Source organism: Kitasatospora sp. NPDC028961 (assembly GCF_055564815.1).
The window spans coordinates 853,044-867,337 of the sequence record NZ_JBVHVO010000001.1; the positions used below are offsets into that span (position 1 = coordinate 853,044).

Genomic DNA, 14,294 nt, shown 5'->3' on the forward strand with positions numbered 1-14,294 from the left:
CCCGGTCGGCGCGCCGGGCCGCCCGGGGCGGATGGGCGAGCGCACTGGTGGAGTGGGCCCTGATCGGACGCACACGCGTGCGGATCGTCGGCGGCGTCGTACGGGAGTGCGGCCCGGCAGCCGCCCGCGAGAACCGTTTCGGGCGCGCCGTTGGCACTCTGGTTGACTGAGTGCTAACCGCGGCCTATGGTCGTCCTTGGCACTCTCCACCAGGAGAGTGCTAACGCGAAGAAGCGTGTCTGACCCCCGCGACGGCAGGCCCGTAGGTTCGCCACTACCCGTTAGACAACCCCGTAATCTCCGAAGGGGAGCTCGGACGTGACCACCAGCAGCAAGGTTGCCATCAAGCCGCTCGAGGACCGCATCGTGGTCCAGCCGCTCGACGCCGAGACCACCACGGCCTCCGGCCTGGTTATCCCGGACACCGCCAAGGAGAAGCCCCAGGAGGGCGTCGTCCTGGCTGTCGGCCCGGGCCGCTTCGAGGACGGCCAGCGTCTGCCGCTCGACGTCGCCGTCGGTGACATCGTCCTGTACTCGAAGTACGGCGGCACCGAGGTGAAGTACCAGGGCGAGGAGTACCTCGTCCTCTCGGCGCGCGACGTTCTCGCCATCATCGAGAAGTAAGCAGCACCGAGAAGTAAGACGTTCCAGCCCGCCCCGGATCCGTGTCCCAGTGACAGGGGCCCGGGGCGTGGTTGTTGGTTCACGTAGTCCGGTGGCCGGCGTGCCGGTCGCAGCCCCGAGGGAATAGGGAACATGGCGAAGATCCTGCAGTTCGACGAGGACGCCCGCCGCTCGCTGGAGCGCGGTGTCAACAAGCTGGCCGACACCGTCAAGGTGACCATCGGCCCCAAGGGCCGCAACGTCGTCATCGACAAGAAGTTCGGCGCGCCGACCATCACCAACGACGGTGTCACCATCGCCCGTGAGGTCGAGCTCGACGACCCGTACGAGAACCTTGGCGCGCAGCTCGTCAAGGAGGTCGCCACCAAGACCAACGACGTCGCGGGCGACGGCACCACCACCGCCACCGTGCTGGCCCAGGCCCTGGTCAACGAGGGCCTGCGCAACGTCGCCGCCGGCGCCGGCCCGGCCGCCCTGAAGAAGGGCATCGACAAGGCCGTCGCCGCGGTCTCCGAGCACCTGCTGTCCATCGCCCGCGAGATCGAGGGCAAGGACGACGTCGCCGCCGTCGCGTCCCTCTCCGCGCAGGACACCCAGGTCGGCGAGCTCATCGCCGAGGCGATCGACAAGGTCGGCAAGGACGGTGTCATCACCGTCGAGGAGTCCAACACCTTCGGCGTGGAGCTGGACTTCACCGAGGGCATGCAGTTCGACAAGGGTTACCTGTCGCCGTACTTCGTCACCGACGCGGAGCGGCAGGAGGCGGTCCTGGAGGACCCGTACATCCTGATCAACCAGGGCAAGATCTCCTCCATCCAGGAGCTGCTCCCGCTGCTGGAGAAGATCCTGCAGGGCGGTGCCTCGAAGCCGCTGCTGATCATCGCCGAGGACGTCGACGGCGAGGCGCTGTCCACCCTCGTGGTGAACAAGATCCGCGGCACCTTCAACGCGGTCGCCGTCAAGGCCCCGGGCTTCGGTGACCGCCGCAAGGCGATCCTGGGCGACCTGGCCACCCTGACCGGTGCCACCGTCATCTCCGAGGAGGTCGGCCTCAAGCTCGACCAGGCCGGTCTGGACGTGCTGGGCACCGCCCGCCGCGTGACCATCACCAAGGACGAGACCACCGTCGTCGACGGTGCCGGTGACACCGAGGCCGTCGCCGGCCGCGTCGCCCAGATCAAGGGCGAGATCGCCAACACGGACTCCGACTGGGACCGCGAGAAGCTGCAGGAGCGCCTGGCCAAGCTGGCCGGCGGCGTCTGCGTCATCAAGGTCGGCGCCGCCACCGAGGTGGAGCTGAAGGAGCGCAAGCACCGCCTGGAGGACGCCATCTCGGCGACCCGTGCCGCGGTCGAGGAGGGCATCGTCGCCGGCGGTGGCGCCTCCCTCGTCCACGCCGCCAAGGTGCTGGAGGGCGGCCTGGGCCTGTCGGGCGACGAGGCGACCGGTGTCGCGGTCGTCCGCAAGGCGCTCGCCGAGCCGCTGCGCTGGATCGCCCAGAACGCCGGCCTCGAGGGCTACGTCATCACCCACAAGGTCGCCGAGCTGGAGGCCGGTCACGGCTTCAACGCCGCCACCGGTGAGTACGGCGACCTGCTGAAGGCCGGCGTCATCGACCCGGTCAAGGTCACCCGCTCCGCGCTGGAGAACGCCGCGTCGATCGCCTCCCTGCTGCTCACCACCGAGACCCTCGTGGTGGAGAAGAAGGAAGAGGAGGCCGACAACGGCCACTCGCACGGCGGCCACGGCCACTCCCACTGACGCCTGATCAGTGACCGCAGGCCCGGTCCGCGCCCCTCGGGGTACGGGCCGGGCCTGCGGCGTGTGGGGCGTTTGACTCTTCAACTATCAGTTGAATTTTGCATAAAGCAAAGATTGCCTTATAACTGAGGCATGATCGAGGCCCGCCACCTGCGCGTTCTGCGTGCCGTCGCCCGCACCGGCTCCTTCTCCGCCGCCGCTCGTGAGCTGGGCTGTACGCAGCCCGCCATCAGCCAGCAGATGAAGGCCCTGGAGAAGTCCGTCGACACCCCGCTGGTGGTCCGTTCGGGGCGCGGCATGCAGCTGAGCGAGGCCGGGCGGGTGCTCCTCAAGCATGCCACCGGCATCCTGGCCGGGCTCTCCGCCGCCGAGGAGGAGGTCGCGGCGATCGCCGGACTGCGGGCCGGGCGGGTGCGGCTGGTCTCCTTCCCCACCGCGAGTTCCACCCTGGTGCCGCCGGCCGTCGCCCGGCTGCGGGACAGCCATCCGGGGGTGCGCGTGTCGCTGGTCGAGGCCGAACCGCCGGAGTCGCTGGCGATGCTGCGCGGCGGCGAGTGCGAGATCGCGCTGGCCTTCAGGTATCCGCAGGCCCCCGGCGGCGCGCCGGCGCCCCTTCCGGCGTCCGCTCCCGGGCACGGCACGCCGCGCGAGGCGCGGGCCGAGGCCAATCTGGAGGCCCAGCAGCTCAGCGCCACCACCGACTGGTCCGATCTGGTGGTCACCCCGCTGCTCGACGACCCGATGGTCGGCCTGCTGCCCGCCGCGCACCCGCTGTCGGGGCGCGGCGACGGGCGCGGGCCGGTGGAACTCGCCGAACTGGCGGGGGAGCAGTGGATCGCGGGCTGCCCGCAGTGCCGGGGGCACCTGGTGGAACTCTGCGCGGGGGCGGGCTTCGAGCCCCGGATCGACTTCGCGACCGACGACTACCCGGCGGTGGTCGGCCTGGTGGCGGCCGGGCTCGGGGTGGCGGTGCTGCCGGGGCTGGCGCTGGAGTCGGTGCGCCCCGACGGCGTGTCGGCGGTGCCGGTGCGGACCGCCTCGGGGGCGCCGGCGGTGCGGCAGGTGGTCGCCCTGACCCTGCCGGACCTCGCCGAGGTGCCGGCGGTGGCGCTGATGCTGGAGCGGCTGGCGGGTGCGGCGGCCGGGCGCTGACCGGGCGTTCGCCCGGGCGGACCGGCGGCTCGAAGCGCCATGAAGAAACGTTTCTTCATGGCGCGGAGCGGATGCGTGCCTAGCGCGGCAGCCCCGTCGGCGCGACCAGCGGTACTTCCACGAGGCGGTTGCGCGAGCGGCCCATCATCTCCTCGCGCTCATCCTCGGTCAGGCCTCCCCAGACGCCGTACGGCTCGCGGACGGCCAGTGCGTGCGCCGCGCATTCGGTGCGTACCGGGCAGCGCATGCAGACCTCCTTGGCGCTCGCCTCACGCGAACTCCGCGCGGCGCCGCGCTCCCCTTCGGGGTGGAAGAAGAGCGAGCTGTCCACGCCGCGGCAGGCCGCGGAGAGCTGCCAGTCCCAGAGATCGGCGTTGGGGCCGGGGAGGCGGGAGAAATCTGCCATGGCTCATTCCCTTCAGAGGCTCGCGGCCGCGGACCGGCCATCGGCGGGCGGGGCTGCACGGCACGGCGAGGCATCGATGCGCTGGTGTGGACACCTGGAAATATGACTTACGGCAACTCCATGGACAAGTCACCCACAGAGTGGCACAACAGTCAATGACCATACAAAAGCTATAAAAACGGGCAAAGTGGGCATGGAGTTCGGCAGGCGCAGACGTGGCAATCGGGTGGCCGACGGGCGCGCGACGATCCGTACCGGTGTGCGGGTGGTGCGCCCACCGCGCGCGAGCTGCACAAAAGAGCGGCGTGTGCACCGCGAGGTAGCTGATCGGTAACGGGTTGGCCACGTACAGTGGTGGAGATGGCCCTGAAAGCCGTAACTCATTCGAGTGACGGTCGTTGGAAGTGCGGAGGCGGTTAGCGGGCGCCGGACGTCGGGAACGATCGCGGGGAAGTTCAGGCGATCGGCACGGAGTCCGTCGCCAATCGGCCGTGTCGGAGAGATTCGTACCAGCCAGGAGGCTCAACGTGACGCGGATCAGCTGCGGAGGACGACGGTCATGACTTCCGTTCTCGTTTGCGACGATTCCCCGCTCGCCCGCGAGGCGCTTCGCCGCGCGGTCGCGACCGTACCCGGCGTCGACCGGGTCACCACCGCGACGAACGGGGAGGAGGTCCTCCGCCGCTGGGTGGCCGACCGCTCCGATCTCGTTCTGATGGACGTCCGGATGCCCGGCCTCGGCGGGGTCGAGACGGTCCGGCGGCTGCTGTCCGCCGACCCGGGCGCGCGGATCATCATGCTCACCGTCGCCGAGGACCTCGACGGCGTCGCCCTCGCGGTGGCCGCCGGTGCCCGCGGGTACCTGCACAAGGACGCCTCGCGCGCCGAGCTGCGGGCGACCGTCACCCAGGCCCTCGCCGACCCGACCTGGCGGCTCGCCCCGCGCCGGCTGCGCAGCCCCGACATGGGCGCCGCGCCGACGCTGACGGCGCGTGAGATCCAGGTGCTGGAGGGCATGAGCCACGGCCGCAGCAACGCCGAGATCGGCCGCGAGCTCTTCCTCTCCGAGGACACCGTGAAGACCCACGCCCGACGGCTGTTCAAGAAGCTCGGCGCCTCGGACCGCGCGCACGCGGTGGCCCTGGGCTTCCGGTGGGGCCTGGTCCGCTGACCACCGCCGGCTCCGCCGGCTGCGGCGCGCTCGTCGCGGTTCCCCCCGCAGGGGCGTGTGACGTTACGGTCCCGAGGTTGCACCATGGAGGTGTGGAGCACCTCGGGGACCAGCGGACAGGCACTGCGGCGAACCACGGAGCCGCAGCGCATTCGGCGGACGGCGCGACGGACGGGACCACCGACGGCAGCGGGGCGGGAGGTGGCACGGTGCAGGAGGGGCCGGTGGTGCGCGACGGCCCGGTGCCCGGCGTCGCACCGCATAACGTTCCGGTGCACAACTCCGGACGCGGTGCCGCGTTTTCCCGTTCGACCAGGCACCATGGACCGATGCGTGACGACGTTGCCGGTACTCCCGGCGAGGCTGACCCGGTGGAGGCCGAGCCCTCCGGTCCGGGCCGCGGTCCGTCGTACGCGGATCTCGGTGGCGGCGAGCCGGACCACGGCTCCGACCAGGGCCCCGAACACGGCCCCGACGACATCGGCCCCGGCCGCCCCCCGGTGCTCGGCACCGGCAGCTCCCCGTTGGTCGGCGAGCTGGTCGCGGCCGCAGTCCGGGGCGAGGGCCCGGCGATCGACGCGCTGCTCGCCTACGTCCACCCGCTGGCCCTGCGCTACTGCCGCGGCCGGCTGGTCCGACTGCCGGGCGGGGCCCGGCACCACGTGGACGACGTCGCCCAGGAGGTCTGCGTCGCGGTGCTCTGCGCACTGCCGCGCTACCGGGACCAGGGCCGCCCGTTCGAGGCCTTCGTCTACGGCATCGCCGCGCACAAGATCGCCGATCTGCAGCGGGCCGCGATGCGCGGCCCCGGCTCGACGGTCGTCCCGCAGGACGACCTGCCGGAGGTGCCGGACGAGGCGCTCGGCCCCGAGGAGCGGGCGCTGCTCAGCAGCGACGCGGCCTGGGCCAAGGAGCTGCTCTCCAACCTGCCGGCCCGTCAGCGTGAGCTGGTGCTGCTGCGGGTGGCCGCCGGGCTGTCGGCGGAGGAGACCGGCGAGATGCTCGGGATGTCGCCCGGCGCGGTCCGGGTCGCCCAGCACCGGGCGCTCAGCCGGCTGCGGGCGCTCGCGGAGGAGTCCTCCTGATCGTCCGCCCTGGTGGGGGGCCGGAATGGCCCATGGGCGGTCGGTGTTGTCAAGGGCACACGAGGACACATTCGCGGTGCCAGTACCATGGGGTATCGGCGCCTGGGCGGGTCGCCAAAGTTCCGTGGGTGCGAGCGGGGTTTCCCTGGAGGTTCCTCCAATGGCACCGAGCTTTCGGCGGCCTGAGCGAGTGAGCGATGGAGTGCGCCCCCACCCTCAGGGCGCGAGCGGATTAGGCCGGCCACGGAAGGTACCCCCAAATGTCCTACAACGCCGCAGGCGTACCCGAGAAGTTCGCGATGCTCGGGCTCACGTACGACGACGTGCTGCTGCTGCCCGGGGCCTCCGAGGTGCTGCCGAACCAGGTCGACACCTCCTCGCGGGTCTCCCGGAACGTGCGCGTCAACATCCCGCTGCTGTCCGCGGCGATGGACAAGGTCACCGAGGCGCGGATGGCGATCGCGATGGCCCGGCAGGGCGGCGTCGGCGTCCTGCACCGCAACCTCTCGGTCGAGGACCAGGCCAACCAGGTCGACCTGGTGAAGCGGTCCGAGTCCGGCATGGTCACCGACCCGATCACGGTCGGCCCGGAGACCACCCTGGCCGAGGCGGACGCGCTCTGTGCCAAGTTCCGGATCAGCGGCGTGCCGATCGCGGACGAGTCGGGCCGGCTCCTCGGCATCGTCACCAACCGTGACATGGCCTTCGAGTCGGACCGCACCCGCCAGGTCCGCGAGATCATGACCCCGATGCCGCTGATCACCGGCAAGGTCGGCATCTCCGGCGAGGACGCGATCGGGCTGCTGCGCCGGCACAAGATCGAGAAGCTCCCGCTGGTCGACGACGAGGGCCGGATCAAGGGCCTGATCACCGTCAAGGACTTCGTCAAGGCCGAGAAGTACCCGAACGCCGCCAAGGACGCCGAGGGCCGGCTGCTGGTCGGTGCCGCCGTCGGCGCCAGCGCCGAGGCGTTCGACCGGGCCCAGGCCCTGGTCGAGGCCGGCGCGGACTTCCTGGTCGTGGACACCTCGCACGGCCACAGCCACAACGCGCTGGCCTGGATCGCCAAGATCAAGGCCGCCGTCGGCATCGACGTGGTCGGCGGCAACGTCGCCACCCGTGACGGCGCCCAGGCGCTGATCGACGCAGGCGTGGACGGCGTCAAGGTCGGCGTCGGCCCCGGTTCCATCTGCACCACCCGCGTGGTCGCCGGCATCGGCGTCCCGCAGGTCACCGCCATCTACGAGGCTGCGGTCGCGTGCCAGGCGGCCGGCGTGCCGGTGATCGGTGACGGCGGCCTGCAGTACTCCGGCGACATCGGCAAGGCGCTCGCCGCCGGTGCCGACACCGTGATGCTGGGCTCGCTGCTGGCCGGCTGCGAGGAGTCCCCGGGCGAGCTGCTGTTCATCAACGGCAAGCAGTTCAAGTCCTACCGCGGCATGGGCTCGCTGGGCGCCATGCAGTCCCGCGGCCAGGGCCGCTCGTACTCCAAGGACCGCTACTTCCAGGCCGAGGTGGCCTCGGACGACAAGCTCGTCCCCGAGGGCATCGAGGGCCAGGTGCCCTACCGCGGGCCGCTGTCCGCGGTGCTGCACCAGCTGGTCGGCGGCCTGCGCCAGACCATGGGCTACGTCGGGGCGGCCACCATCGCCGAGATGGAGAGCAAGGGCCGGTTCGTCCGGATCACCTCGGCGGGCCTCAAGGAGAGCCACCCGCACGACATCCAGATGACCGTCGAGGCGCCGAACTACACCAGCCGCTGACACCGCCCGACGCCGAGGGACCCCCCGCCACCCGGCGGTGGGTCCCTCGCGCTTGTCCGGGGTGCGGACCGGTGCCGTAGGGGAGGAAGCGAGGACGACCCGACCCGCGGAGCCAGATCGGGGCCCGCGCCGAGCCGAAGGGGCGCGCACCGGTGCTGCCTGCCCGAGGCCCGGCGGACCCGACCCGTCCCGAGCCGAAGGGGCCCGGACCGGTGCTGCCTGCCCGAGGCCTGGCGGACCCGACCCGCGCCGAGCCGAAGGGGCGCGCCGGTGCCGAAAGGGAGGAGCGAGGACGACCGAGGTACGAGGGCGTTGGAGTGACGAGTGTCGGCGCCGGGTCGAGCGCCCCGGAGGCGAGCGCGCGACCAGCACAGCGTGCGGGATACTGGGGGCGGCCGGGGTGACCCGGCGGGTATGAGCAACAAACCAGAAGGGCTCGAACGAAGTGACTGAGATCGAGATCGGGCGAGGCAAGCGCGGCCGCCGGGCGTACGCATTCGACGACATCGCCGTCGTCCCCAGCCGCCGCACCCGGGACCCGAAGGAGGTCTCGATCGCCTGGCAGATCGATGCCTACCGCTTCGACCTGCCGTTCCTGGCCGCCCCGATGGACAGCGTGGTCTCCCCGCAGCAGGCCATCGCGATCGGCCGCCTCGGCGGTCTGGGCGTGCTCAACCTGGAAGGCCTCTGGACCCGCTACGAGGACCCGCAGCCGCTGCTGGACGAGATCGCCACGTTCACCGACGAGGCCGCCGCCACCCGCCGCCTGCAGGAGATCTACGCCGCGCCGATCCAGGCCGACCTGATCAAGCAGCGGATCCAGGAGGTGCGCGACTCCGGCGTGGTCACCGCCGCCGCGCTCTCCCCGCAGCGCACCGCCGAGTTCTCGAAGGCCGTCGTGGACGCCGGTGTCGACGTCTTCGTCATCCGCGGCACCACCGTCTCCGCGGAGCACGTCTCCAGCGGCGCCGAGCCGCTGAACCTCAAGCAGTTCATCTACGAGCTGGACGTCCCGGTCATCGTCGGCGGCTGCGCCACCTACACGGCCGCGCTGCACCTGATGCGCACCGGTGCGGCCGGCGTGCTGGTCGGCTTCGGCGGCGGCGCCGCCCACACCACCCGTGGCGTCCTCGGCATCCAGGTGCCGATGGCCACCGCCGTCGCCGACGTCGCGGCCGCCCGCCGCGACTACATGGACGAGTCCGGCGGCCGCTACGTGCACGTGATCGCGGACGGTGGGGTCGGCTACAGCGGCGACATCCCCAAGGCCGTCGCCTGCGGTGCCGACGCGGTGATGATCGGCGCGGCGCTGGCCCGCGCCACGGACGCCCCGGGCAAGGGCTTCCACTGGGGCATGGAGGCCGTCCACGAGGAGCTGCCGCGCGGCAAGCGGGTCAACCTCGGCACGGTCGGCACCACCGAGGAGATCCTCACCGGTCCGTCGCACACCCCCGACGGCACCATGAACCTGTTCGGCGCGCTGCGCCGCGCGATGGCCACCACCGGCTACACGGAGCTCAAGGAGTTCCAGCGGGTCGAGGTGACGGTCAACCCGGCGCTCAACCACCGCTGAGCCGCCCGCTGTGCGGAGGCCCCCGCCGGACGCGTTCCGGCGGGGGCCTCCCGCGTTCAGTCCCGGGCGGCCGCGCGGCGGGTGAGCAGGAAGCCGCCGATGAGCGCGATGCCGTAGAAGACGGCGTCCAGCGGGTGGCGGTCGGCACGCCAGTGGGCGAGGGCGTCCCGGAGCAGCGCGTCGTACGGACCGGTCGGCCCGGGCAGCCGGCGGGCCTCGCCGATCAGCTGGCCGAGGAAGAGCGCGCCGGCGGCGAGCAGCGCGCCCAGCGGGGGCAGGGCGTGGCCGCGGCCGCCGAGCCGGCCGAGCGGCAGGGCGACGGCGGCGGCCGGGGCGATGGCCAGCCAGCCGACGGTGCTCGCCGCCCGCGCCGGGGCGAGACCGTAGGCCAGCGCGCCGGCCAGCATCGCGGCGACGGCGAGGGCGATCGCGACGGCGGTGCGGCCGCCCCGGCGGCCCCGGCGCCGCCGGCCCTGCGGGGCGGGCTCGGGCGCGGGGGCGGGGTGGTAACCGGCCACCGGGGCCCCGGGCATGCCCGGGGCGACATAGCCCTCGGGGGTCTCCGGTTCCGGTGGGACGGAGTAGTGCGTGGCCGTACGCGGCCGGTCCGACCGGCCGTCAGTGCCCGGTGCGGGTGCGGTCATGGGCGTCGAATCCCCCCGGGAAAGACGGTGAGCTGCCGAACGCTAGCAGCGCCCGGGGGCGGCCGGACAGAGTTTTCGATCACAGATCGGGCACGGAGCGCCGGGGCCGTTCCGGTCCGTCACCAGGCTGGCCGGGGGCCGGGTGGTCGCGGGCCCTCGGGACAGGGGATGATGGAGGCTTGGCGTTCGGGCCCGCGCCGGGCCGACGCGCCGTCACCTCGACCGCCAGCAGCACATGGGGGAACGTTCCGAATGACCCAGGCGCAGGGCTCCACCGGCCGCCTCCTGGCCGGACGCTACCGGCTGGACGCGGTGCTCGGGCGCGGCGGCATGGGCACCGTGTGGCGTGCCGAGGACGAGATGCTGGGCCGGATCGTCGCGGTCAAGGAACTGCGGATGAACGGCAGCGTCGACGAGGACGAGAAGCACCGGCTGATCGTCCGGACACTGCGCGAGGCCAAGGCCACCGCCCGGATCCGGCACAGCTCCGCCGTCACCGTCTTCGACGTCGTCGAGGAGGACGACCGGCCGTGGATCGTCATGGAGCTGGTGGAGTCCCGCTCGCTGGCGGACGTGATCAAGGAGGACGGGCCGCTGTCGCCCGGCCGGGCCGCCGAGATCGCGCTGGACGTGCTGGGGGTGCTCGTCGCCGCGCACGCGCACGGCATCCTGCACCGTGACGTGAAGCCGTCCAACGTGCTGATCGGCGAGGACGGCCGGGTGGTGCTCACCGACTTCGGCATCGCCAGCGTGGAGGGCGACGCCTCGGTGACCTCGACCGGCATGCTGGTCGGCGCGCCCTCGTACATATCCCCGGAGCGGGCCCGCGGGCAGAAGCCCGGGCCGCCGGCCGACCTCTGGTCGCTGGGCGGCACGCTGTACGCGATGGTCGAGGGCCGGCCGCCGTACGACCGGGGCTCGGCGCTCGCCACCCTGACGGCGGTGATGACGGAGGAGCTCGGCACGCCGTTCAACGCCGGGCCGCTGCGGCCGGTCATCGAGGGGCTGCTGGCGAAGGACCCGGCCGAGCGGCTGGACGCCTCGCAGACCCGCTCGCTGCTCAAGCGGGTGGTGGCCGACGCGACCACCCGGGCGGAGTCGACCACCGAGCACGCGATGCCGGTGAAGGCGGCCGCCGGGGAGCCCGCGGCCGACGAAGCCGCGGGAGGGGACTCCGAGGGCGGCGCCACGGCGAAGCCGACGGGCGGGGAGACCCCCCGGCGCACGATCGGCGGGCTGCTCGGCACCGTCCGGGTGGGCAGCCGGGCCAAGGACGCCGAGCCCGCCGAGGACACCGCGAAGCCCGCCACCGGGGCCGCCGCCGCGCCCGCGGCGGAGCCGATCCGGCCGGTGACCAGCGAGTGGACCCTCGGGGCGACCCAGGCCGCCGGCGCCGATCCGCGCAAGGGCCGGCGACGGCTCGCCGTGGTGACCGTCGTGGTGGTGCTGCTGCTGATCGCCGGGGCGGTGGCGATGGTCCGGGCCTTCGGCGACGCCGACGGCGGCGCGGCCAACGGCGCGGGCGCCACCTCCCCGGCCGCCGTGACCGGTTCCTCGGCACCCGACACTCCGGCGGCCGCTACCGCAGGGCCCGGCAGCGCCTCGCCCGGTACGCCGGCGCCGGGGGCACCGGCCGCGACGACCCCGGCCGGGAACGGGGCGGCTCCGGCCGAGACCACTCCGGCCGCCGTGCCCGCGACCCAGCCCGCCGCCGTGCCGCCCGCCCCGGCGGCTCCCGGCGCGGCGGTACCCGCCGGGTACCACGAGTACAAGGACCCGACCGGCTTCTCGATCGTCCTGCCGGACTGGCTGCAGCCCGCCGGCTCGGAGTCCATCCGCCGGGTCTTCAAGGGCAACGGCAGCACCCTGAAGATCGAGTGGACCACCACCCCGGGCGCGAGCGCGGTCGCCGACTGGCAGGAGTCCGAGCCGGGGCTGCGCGCCCAGGTCAGCAACTACCAGCGGGTGCAGCTGCAGGCCATCACCTACCGGGACTGGGCCAACTCCGCCGACTGGGAGTGGACCAACGGCACGCCCAGGATGCACTCGCTCAACCGGGGCTTCGTGACCGGCACTCCGGCCAAGTACGGGTACTCGATCTACTGGATCACCCCGGACGCGGACTGGGGCACGCCGGCGAGCGTGCAGGCCCGTCAGGTCGCCTTCGACACCTTCCAGCCCGCGCCGTAGGCGGCTCCGCCGGCCGGGCCCGAGGCCGGGCCCGGCCGGCGCTGGTCAGCCGATCAGGCGCTGCTTGGCGCGGCTGAACTCCTCGGCGGTGAGCGCCCCCGCGGTGTGCAGGGCGGCCAGCCGCTCCAACTGGTCCAGCAGCTCGGTGCCGGAGGCGGCCGGCGCGACGGCCGGGGCGCCGGCGGGTGCGGCCGTGGCCTTCGCCGCGGCCTCGCGGACCAGCCGGGCGGTGGCCCGGATCTGCTCGGCGAACACCTCGGCCTTGACCACGTCCTCGAAGCGGTGCGAGCCGGTGAGCGCGACCACCAGCAGCACCTCGCCGTTGAGCCTGCTCCGGCTGACGGTCGCGTCCGTCACCGCGGAGAGCGGAACCGGGACCGGCGGCTTGCCGTCCTTCAGGAAGAGCAGCCGCTGGGTGGTGAGGACCAGTACGCCCTTGCGGAAGTGGTCGGGGTGGCGCCCGGCCGTGGAGGCGACCGGCTTCTCGTCGGGCACGACGTTCGCCTCGACGGTGCGCAGGGCCTCGGCCCGGTTGTCACGGTTGCTGTTGCCGGCCACGTCGAAGGCCGCGTCGATCAGATCGGTCCAGTCCATGGAACGAGCGTAATGCGGTCGTCGACGCGGCCCCGTTGGGCCGGTCGCCGCGCACCCGGCGAGGTTCGGCCGGTCAGGGCCTAGGCTGGGCGGTGAGCGAGAGGAACACCCATGCGAGCGGGTCCGGGTCAGGTACTGGCGGGGCGTTACCGACTGACGGACCGTCCGGAGGCGCTGCGGGCACTCGCGGTGGACGAGCGGACGGGAGCCACCGTCCTGCTGCGCGCGCTGGAGCTTCCCGCGCTGCTGACGAGCGGTCACGACCCGGACGATCCGGACGGCCCGATGCCCGAGCAGAGCGAGCGGCTGGTCCGCCGGGTGGCCGAGGTCGGTTCGGCCGCGCCCGTGCACCCGAGGCTGCTGCAGGGCGTCGGCGCGTTCGTCGAGGGTGACCTGCTCCGGACGGTCGAGGAGTGGCCGGCCGGGGTGCTGCTGGCCGACCTGGCCGCCGCCGGACCGGTCGCGCCGTACCGGGCGGCCGAGTTGGCGGCGGACCTGGCCGGCGCGCTGCGGGCGCTGCACGAGGCCGGGCTCACGCACGGCAACCTGACCGCCGAGTCCGTCCTGGTCTGCGAGGACGGTGCGGCCCTGCTGGGCGGGCTGCTCCCGGGGGTGGCCGAGGAGGCGCTGGCGGAGGAGCTGGGCGGGCCCGGCGGCCGCCGCCGGTACGAGGTCCGGGCCACCCTGGTCGGTGCGGTGGCGGAGCGCTGGCCGCTGGACGGCGGCCCGGCCGGGGACTGCTGGGCGCTCGGCGTGCTGCTGCACCGGCTGGTGACGGGCCGCTCGCCGTACCCCGACCAGGGGGTGCCCGAGTTGGTGACCGCGGTGCGCGACGGCCGGCGGGAGCCGTCGACGGTCTGCGGGCCGCTGGCGCCACTGGTCGAGCGGCTGCTGCAGCCCGATCCGGCGCTGCGGCCGGGGGCGGAGGGGATCCGGCGGGAGCTGGCGGACCTGCTGGCGGGTGCCCCGGAGCCGGTCGACGAGGAGCGCGCGGCCCGGGCGCTCGAACTCCGGCCGGAGGGACCGCTGGTACCGCTGAACCCGCGCCGGCGCGGCCGCGGCGCCCCGCGCCCGGAGGCGGCGCCCGACGCCGGTCCGCCGCCCGCCCGGAAGCCGTTGCTGCCACCCGCCCTGCTGGGCCCGGTCCTGGTCGGCGGGGTGTTCCTGCTGCTGGTGCTCGGGGTGGCCGCCGTGGTGATGTTCGCAGGCTGACGGTGCCCGCCGGGCCGCCCCCGTCCCTCCTGCGGCCGGGGGAGGTTACCGGGGGCCGGGCGGTGCGCCTAGGGTGTGCCGTGAGAGCTGTTCGAAATGTGGTCTGTACCGGGCCCTCC

General features: G+C 73.3%; 12 protein-coding genes. 9 read left to right on the plus strand and 3 right to left on the minus strand.

What is annotated here, in order from left to right:
* Positions 1–318 precede the first annotated feature (318 nt).
* From groES to ACZ4UX_RS03915, 3 genes are all read left to right on the plus strand, one after another.
* Complete coding sequence (gene groES / locus ACZ4UX_RS03905; RefSeq protein ID WP_014136232.1) at positions 319–624, plus strand: co-chaperone GroES; 306 nt, start codon at positions 319–321, stop codon at positions 622–624.
* A 132-nt stretch (positions 625–756) separates the two neighbouring features.
* A complete protein-coding gene (groL, locus tag ACZ4UX_RS03910; RefSeq protein ID WP_352291288.1) occupies positions 757–2,385 on the plus strand; it encodes a chaperonin GroEL in 1,629 nt (542 codons plus the stop codon).
* A 132-nt stretch (positions 2,386–2,517) separates the two neighbouring features.
* The gene (locus tag ACZ4UX_RS03915; RefSeq protein WP_465705328.1) at positions 2,518–3,537 is read left to right on the plus strand and encodes a LysR family transcriptional regulator; all 1,020 of its coding nucleotides are present in this window, start codon (positions 2,518–2,520) and stop codon (positions 3,535–3,537) included.
* Positions 3,538–3,616: 79 nt separating this feature from the next.
* Here the strand turns inward: ACZ4UX_RS03915 and ACZ4UX_RS03920 are convergent, their stop codons facing one another.
* Complete coding sequence (locus tag ACZ4UX_RS03920) at positions 3,617–3,943, minus strand: WhiB family transcriptional regulator (protein WP_329488083.1); 327 nt, start codon at positions 3,941–3,943, stop codon at positions 3,617–3,619.
* A 559-nt stretch (positions 3,944–4,502) separates the two neighbouring features.
* Between ACZ4UX_RS03920 and ACZ4UX_RS03925 the strand changes: the two genes are divergently transcribed.
* The 4 genes from ACZ4UX_RS03925 (at position 4,503) to ACZ4UX_RS03940 (ending at position 9,535) form a co-directional block, all read left to right on the plus strand.
* Positions 4,503–5,114: a response regulator transcription factor gene (locus tag ACZ4UX_RS03925; protein WP_014136228.1), complete on the plus strand. Its 612-nt coding sequence runs from the start codon at positions 4,503–4,505 to the stop codon at positions 5,112–5,114.
* A 500-nt stretch (positions 5,115–5,614) separates the two neighbouring features.
* Positions 5,615–6,199, plus strand: a complete 585-nt coding sequence (shbA, locus tag ACZ4UX_RS03930; protein ID WP_329492134.1) for an RNA polymerase sigma factor ShbA — start codon at positions 5,615–5,617, stop codon at positions 6,197–6,199.
* A gap of 260 nt (positions 6,200–6,459) precedes the next feature.
* Positions 6,460–7,962: an IMP dehydrogenase gene (gene guaB, locus ACZ4UX_RS03935; protein WP_329488081.1), complete on the plus strand. Its 1,503-nt coding sequence runs from the start codon at positions 6,460–6,462 to the stop codon at positions 7,960–7,962.
* Positions 7,963–8,407: 445 nt separating this feature from the next.
* On the plus strand, positions 8,408–9,535 hold the full coding sequence (locus ACZ4UX_RS03940) for a GuaB3 family IMP dehydrogenase-related protein (RefSeq protein ID WP_329488079.1): 1,128 nt from the start codon (positions 8,408–8,410) through the stop codon (positions 9,533–9,535).
* Positions 9,536–9,591: 56 nt separating this feature from the next.
* On the opposite strand, the gene ACZ4UX_RS03945 is transcribed toward ACZ4UX_RS03940, so the two are convergent.
* Entirely contained in the window at positions 9,592–10,179 is a 588-nt protein-coding gene (locus tag ACZ4UX_RS03945) for a hypothetical protein (RefSeq protein ID WP_465705330.1), read from the minus strand.
* A gap of 252 nt (positions 10,180–10,431) precedes the next feature.
* On the opposite strand from ACZ4UX_RS03945, the gene ACZ4UX_RS03950 reads away from it, so the two are divergent.
* Positions 10,432–12,369 carry a serine/threonine-protein kinase gene (locus tag ACZ4UX_RS03950; RefSeq protein ID WP_465705332.1) on the plus strand — a complete coding sequence of 646 codons (1,938 nt, stop codon included), beginning with the start codon at positions 10,432–10,434 and terminating at the stop codon, positions 12,367–12,369.
* Positions 12,370–12,414: 45 nt separating this feature from the next.
* Here ACZ4UX_RS03950 and ACZ4UX_RS03955 read toward each other — a convergent pair whose 3' ends face one another.
* On the minus strand, positions 12,415–12,963 hold the full coding sequence (locus ACZ4UX_RS03955) for an SHOCT domain-containing protein (protein ID WP_465705334.1): 549 nt from the start codon (positions 12,961–12,963) through the stop codon (positions 12,415–12,417).
* Between the two features lie 111 nt (positions 12,964–13,074).
* On the opposite strand from ACZ4UX_RS03955, the gene ACZ4UX_RS03960 reads away from it, so the two are divergent.
* The gene (locus tag ACZ4UX_RS03960; protein WP_329488073.1) at positions 13,075–14,175 is read left to right on the plus strand and encodes a protein kinase; all 1,101 of its coding nucleotides are present in this window, start codon (positions 13,075–13,077) and stop codon (positions 14,173–14,175) included.
* Positions 14,176–14,294: the final 119 nt, after the last annotated feature.

Bases quoted from the DNA above. Each gene is read 5' to 3' on its own strand.
- groL (WP_352291288.1), top strand. From the start codon at position 757: ATGGCGAAGATCCTGCAGTTCGACGAGGACGCCCGCCGCTCGCTGGAG.
- ACZ4UX_RS03915 (WP_465705328.1), top strand. From the start codon at position 2,518: ATGATCGAGGCCCGCCACCTGCGCGTTCTGCGTGCCGTCGCCCGCACC.
- ACZ4UX_RS03920 (WP_329488083.1), bottom strand. From the start codon at position 3,943: ATGGCAGATTTCTCCCGCCTCCCCGGCCCCAACGCCGATCTCTGGGAC.
- ACZ4UX_RS03925 (WP_014136228.1), top strand. From the start codon at position 4,503: ATGACTTCCGTTCTCGTTTGCGACGATTCCCCGCTCGCCCGCGAGGCG.
- guaB (WP_329488081.1), top strand. From the start codon at position 6,460: ATGTCCTACAACGCCGCAGGCGTACCCGAGAAGTTCGCGATGCTCGGG.
- ACZ4UX_RS03945 (WP_465705330.1), bottom strand. From the start codon at position 10,179: ATGACCGCACCCGCACCGGGCACTGACGGCCGGTCGGACCGGCCGCGT.
- ACZ4UX_RS03950 (WP_465705332.1), top strand. From the start codon at position 10,432: ATGACCCAGGCGCAGGGCTCCACCGGCCGCCTCCTGGCCGGACGCTAC.
- ACZ4UX_RS03955 (WP_465705334.1), bottom strand. From the start codon at position 12,963: ATGGACTGGACCGATCTGATCGACGCGGCCTTCGACGTGGCCGGCAAC.
- ACZ4UX_RS03960 (WP_329488073.1), top strand. From the start codon at position 13,075: ATGCGAGCGGGTCCGGGTCAGGTACTGGCGGGGCGTTACCGACTGACG.